This window comes from [Clostridium] ultunense DSM 10521, assembly GCF_000511955.1.
In the GTDB taxonomy this organism is placed as follows: domain Bacteria; phylum Bacillota; class Clostridia; order Tissierellales; family Tepidimicrobiaceae; genus Schnuerera; species Schnuerera ultunensis.
Genome location: NZ_AZSU01000006.1, coordinates 113,899 through 118,848 on the forward strand (window position 1 = coordinate 113,899; position 4,950 = coordinate 118,848).

The following is a 4,950-nucleotide window of genomic DNA, read 5'->3' on the forward strand; positions in this document are numbered from 1 at the left end:
GCTCAGTAATATCGACAAGGTTATCGAATACAGCTTGTAAGTCTAATAAAAAATCTTGTTTGAAACGGGTAAATTTAGAACCATCAGGAACTTTTTCAAACCCACAAAATTCTCTTAATTCACTTGAATACTTAAGAAAAGTAATTAAGAGGGTATCAGTAGGGATAGAAAAAATCCTTTGAATAATTAAAGCCCATAGCATTGAATGAAGCTTGTATTCACGAGGTCTTCCAGTAGAAGCATAAAAGTGATGGTAAAAAGAAATAGGAATAAACTCATCAAGATTAATGTTATTTTCAAGTAATGAAAGAAACTTAGGTTTATCAGATTCAAAAAAAGTTTTGCAATCTGAATAAATGTCTGCCAAAGAAAGCTGTTTATGTGGTATCATATCTATATAACTCCTTTCGGGTTTTGGTAGATTTGTTGCTTGACACTTCAATTTTACCATAAATCGGTGAGGAGTTATATTATTTTATGAAAAAAATATCCCGTATTTATGCGGGTTATGGCGTTTCGCAAACGCCTATCGTATTAACATATGAAAGGAGATTTGAACAACTCCAGTATTACTTAGTTAAGTATAAGGGAAGGAGGTTTTAAAGAAGGTGCAGCAGATTGTATTAGTAGGTACTCTAGATAAAAATGAGACTAGAGAAGACTTATATGAGAAGAATGATTTTACTTATATTTTTAAATTCTATTATAAAAGGGTTTATAACTATATATACTATCGAGTTAACTGTCATCACACAGCAGAAGATTTAGTAAGCCAAGTATTTGAAAAGGTAATGTTTAAAATAGACACATATTCTAAAGATAAATCTCCTTTTGAAGTATGGTTATTTGCCATAGCTAGAAATGCAATAAATGATTACTTTAGAAGTTCAAAAAAATATAGATTTCTATCTATAGATACCATTAAGGAGCTGGTATCAAAGAAGAAAACTCCAGAGGATATAGTGGAAACATCTGAAACCAATGACGAACTTTTAAAGGCTTTAAAAACATTAGATGTGAGAGAACAAAACATCGTAGCCCTTAAATTTGGGGCAGAATTAAAAAATGTGGAAATTGCCGAAATACTAGGTCTTACCGAAAGTAATGTTGGAGTGGTACTTTATCGCACGATGAAAAAGTTAAAAAAGGAGTTAGAAAGAGGGGAGCGATATGAATAAAAAGAGCATTGAAGATAGATTTTCTATAGACATAGATGCGTATTTTAGTGGATTAGAAAGGCAGAATAAATTGGAATCAGAAGAGTACAATGAGCTTTTAGAAATAGGTAAGGCACTAACTGATAATGACTTTAGCAAGAATAGTAATAAAGAGGAAGTATATGATAAAACTTTAAAAAGTATTAGTAGATATAAAGGAGAGGATATTGTGAAAAAGCCAAAAAAATTAGTTACTAAAGTGGCATCTATTGCATTGGTATGTATATTAGGTTTTTCTATAATGCAAGCATCCTTTGCACAGGAATTTGTAGGTAAAGTAATAAAGACTATATCTCTTGGACGTATTACAGTTACAGAGGAAGAATTTTCAGAAATACAGGTATACCCTGTTCCGGATAAATTGAAAGGTAAGCTATTTGATAAAGATGGAAATCCAATAGAAGAATTTTCAAAAGCAAACACTGAAAATCCATATACAGCTGATGGGGAAAAAATTGCTGATATTGATCTTGAAACTGGAGAGATAATTACTGTAGCTGAAGCAGAAGAGATAAGAAAAGAACAAACTTTAATAGTTAAGGACCCTAATGAGCTAAATGACTATACTTGTTTTAATGTTATACTTCCTAGCTACCTACCAGAAGGGTATAAATTTGATAGAGCAGAATTTTATAAAAATGAAAATGACGTTGTAGAAAATACAAAATATATAGATTTATACTTTACTAATGAGAAGGTGGAAAAGTATATTTTTATTAGTCAAAGTCCTGCTGATGAAGAAACGGCATATAGCTTATCTACTGATGGTAAGATAGAACAAGTAAAAATTAATGGTATAGATGCTGTTATGGTTGATGGTAGGAATATTCATTGGGAAGCTAATGGTGCTTTATATATGCTAAGTGGCAAAGGAATTGACAAAGATCAACTAATAAAGATAGCTGAGTCTATTAAATAAAAGATTTGGTAAAATATTAAGGGTTTCAAACTGGATAAAAGGTGGCCCTCAATAACAAAGAATCTCAATTTGAGATTCTTTGTTATGTGTAGAGGGAAAACTGTATCGCCCATATATACTATCTAGGGGACAACTCCTGTATTGTTCCTTAGAGTGGCCACTTTTTTACTTTATACTGTATACTTATCAAAATAACCCTGTATATATACAATAGGTGTACCCTTATCCCCACTTCCCGAGGTTAAATCGGAAAGGGAACCTATAAGGTCTGTAAGCCTTCTAGGGGTAGTACCTTGGGTCTCCATAGCACCTACAAGGTTTGATTCTTTATTTTTAATATATTCAGAAATAGCTTTATTAAGCTCTTCCCCTTTCAAACCGGTAAAGGTGTTATCGGCAAGGTATTTGAGCTTAACCTCATTTGGCGTGCCTTCAAGTCCTTTAGTATAGGCTGGAGATACTATAGGGTCAGCTAGTTCCCATATCTTACCTACAGGGTCTTTAAAGGCACCATCACCATATATCATAACTTCCACCATTTTTCCAGTTTTCTTTTTAAGCGTGGATTGAATCTTATCTACAATAGGTTGACAGTCCCTTGGGAAAAGCTTTATACTTTCCTCTGTAGCTTTATTTGAGCCTAAAAGGCCATAGTTTTCGTTATAACCGCTGCCATCAATAGATTCAGTTAAGATATCATCAAGGCCATAAATCTTTTCACCACCATTTGCTTTCAATATTTTCTTTGTTCTAAATCTTGAATGAATATCACAGGTTAGAACATTTTTTGTATAGTTTAAAATAGCCTTAGGATCATTTGAAAAGATTATTTGGCATTCAGTACCATAACTTTCCACTATAGATTTATAATAATCAATATAGTCAATACCAGTAAAAGGGTGTTTATTGTATCCGAAGAATTTTCTAAATTCATTTTCTGTTAAAGTATCTGTCCAAGGATTAATACCTTTATCATCAAGTTCATCTATGGTTACTAACTGGTTACCTACTTCATCAGATGGATATTGAAGCATTAATATAATTTTCTTTGCTTCCCTTGCAATACCATGAAGGCAAATTGCAAAACGGTTACGGCTTAGAATAGGGAATATGACTCCAATAGTATCTTCTCCAAATTTTGAATTTATGTCTTTAGAAATATCATCGGTACTTGCATAGTTTCCTTGAGTACGAGCAACTACAGATTCAGTTATAGATACGATATCTTTATCGCCAATAGAAAAACCTTCTACTTTTGAAGCTTTTAGTACAGTATCTACAACGATTTCTACAATATCATCCCCTTCTTTCACAATTGGAGCACGAAGTCCCCTAGCAATAGTTCCAACCATTCTTTCCATTCCAATCTCCCCTTTAAATTTATTTTGAAAATAATAAATATCCTTTCACTTGTAATATACGCTATTATGTGGTATAAGTAAAATAAATATATACGATATGAGATATAAGGAGTGATTATATGTCCATTAAACTGGATCTATATAAAATTTTTTGTAAAGTAGCCAAACTCGGAAGTTTTTCTAAAGCGGCAAAATCCCTTTATATGACCCAGCCAGCTGTCAGTCAAGCCATTATGCAGCTAGAAAGTGAATTAGAAATACGCTTATTTACACGAACACCAAGGGGAGTAGTTCTTACCAATGAAGGAGAAATTTTATTTGAATATGCAAACTCGGCTATTAATCTAATTAATGTAGGGGAAAAGAAAATAATAGAATCAAAAAACCTTATGGCTGGAGAGTTAAGGATAGGAGTTGGAGATACTATATCACGTTATTTTTTGCTACCTTTCCTAGAGGAATTTCATTCTAAATATCCAAAAATCAAACTAAAGGTAATAAATCGTACAACTTTAGAACTTACTGATTTATTAAAATCAGGGGAAGTTGATGTGGTTATTTGTAATTTACCAGTTAATGATTCTACATTGGAGATAATGGAATTAATGGATATTCATGATATATTTGTCTGTGGAGAAAAGTATAAGGATAGGATTTCTATACCTTTAAGTTTTAATGAAATAGCTGACTTACCACTAATATTACTTGAACCTAAATCGAATTCAAGACTATATGTGGAAAAATATATACTATCAAAAGGAGTTAAAATAGAGCCAGAAATTGAACTAGGTTCCCATGATTTATTATTAGAATTTGCAAGAATTAATCTAGGTATATCTTGTGTTGTCAAAGAGTTTTCCAAGGAATACTTAAAAAATAAATTGATATATGAAGTAAAGTTGTGTGAGGAAATACCTATGATGTTAGTATATAAGTATGGACACTAAATAAGGTTTTTTATATACTACTAAATGAGGAAGGAAGTGTCCATAAAATGTCTAAAAGAAAAACTTATACAGATGAATTCAAAATAATGATTGCAGAGTTAGTATTATCAGGAAAAACAGTTAGGGAAGTAGCAGACGAATATGGCCTAAGCCAAACAGCAATACGTAATTGGGTAAAGAAGAAAACACCGATAGATGTAAAGGGAGATACCACAAATCTTGAAGAAATTCTAAAAATCAAGAAGGAAAATGCAAGACTTAAGGAAGAAAATGATATATTAAAAAAAGCTATGGCCATATTCGCAACCAAATAAATCCTGATATTATATTTGAAATAATAAAAGCTAATTCTAAGGAACACAGCATAGATACTATGTGCAAGGTGCTAAAATATCCTAGAAGCACCTATTATGATAAGCATAAGGAAAAGCCTGGAAACAAGTGGAAAACTCTTAATAAGAAGCTTAGAGAAGATATTCTAACAATCTATAATAATAGTAACAAAA

Annotated in this window: 6 protein-coding genes; 4 read left to right on the top strand and 2 right to left on the bottom strand. The window is 31.8% G+C overall.

What is annotated here, in order from left to right; all coding sequences use genetic code 11:
• Positions 1 to 391, bottom strand: a 391-nt coding sequence (locus CUL_RS17470) for a transposase (protein WP_035143261.1), incomplete at its 3' end; no start/stop codon positions are given.
• Positions 392 to 608: 217 nt separating this feature from the next.
• On the opposite strand from CUL_RS17470, the gene CUL_RS0113645 reads away from it, so the two are divergent.
• Together CUL_RS0113645 and CUL_RS0113650 are read left to right on the top strand one after the other, a co-directional pair.
• Positions 609 to 1,178, top strand: coding sequence for a sigma-70 family RNA polymerase sigma factor (locus tag CUL_RS0113645; RefSeq protein ID WP_025642233.1), 570 nt, complete (start codon positions 609 to 611; stop codon positions 1,176 to 1,178).
• Positions 1,171 to 2,136, top strand: a complete 966-nt coding sequence (locus tag CUL_RS0113650) for a DUF4367 domain-containing protein (RefSeq protein WP_025642235.1) — start codon at positions 1,171 to 1,173, stop codon at positions 2,134 to 2,136. Before CUL_RS0113645 ends, CUL_RS0113650 begins: the two co-directional genes overlap by 8 nt.
• Before the next feature lie 170 nt (positions 2,137 to 2,306).
• Here the strand turns inward: CUL_RS0113650 and CUL_RS0113655 are convergent, their stop codons facing one another.
• Complete coding sequence (locus tag CUL_RS0113655; protein WP_005586367.1) at positions 2,307 to 3,497, bottom strand: coenzyme F420-0:L-glutamate ligase; 1,191 nt, start codon at positions 3,495 to 3,497, stop codon at positions 2,307 to 2,309.
• Positions 3,498 to 3,616: 119 nt separating this feature from the next.
• On the opposite strand from CUL_RS0113655, the gene CUL_RS0113660 reads away from it, so the two are divergent.
• A complete protein-coding gene (locus tag CUL_RS0113660; protein WP_025642238.1) occupies positions 3,617 to 4,444 on the top strand; it encodes a LysR family transcriptional regulator in 828 nt (275 codons plus the stop codon).
• A 47-nt stretch (positions 4,445 to 4,491) separates the two neighbouring features.
• A complete protein-coding gene (locus tag CUL_RS0113665; protein ID WP_025640467.1) occupies positions 4,492 to 4,758 on the top strand; it encodes a transposase in 267 nt (88 codons plus the stop codon).
• Positions 4,759 to 4,950: the final 192 nt, after the last annotated feature.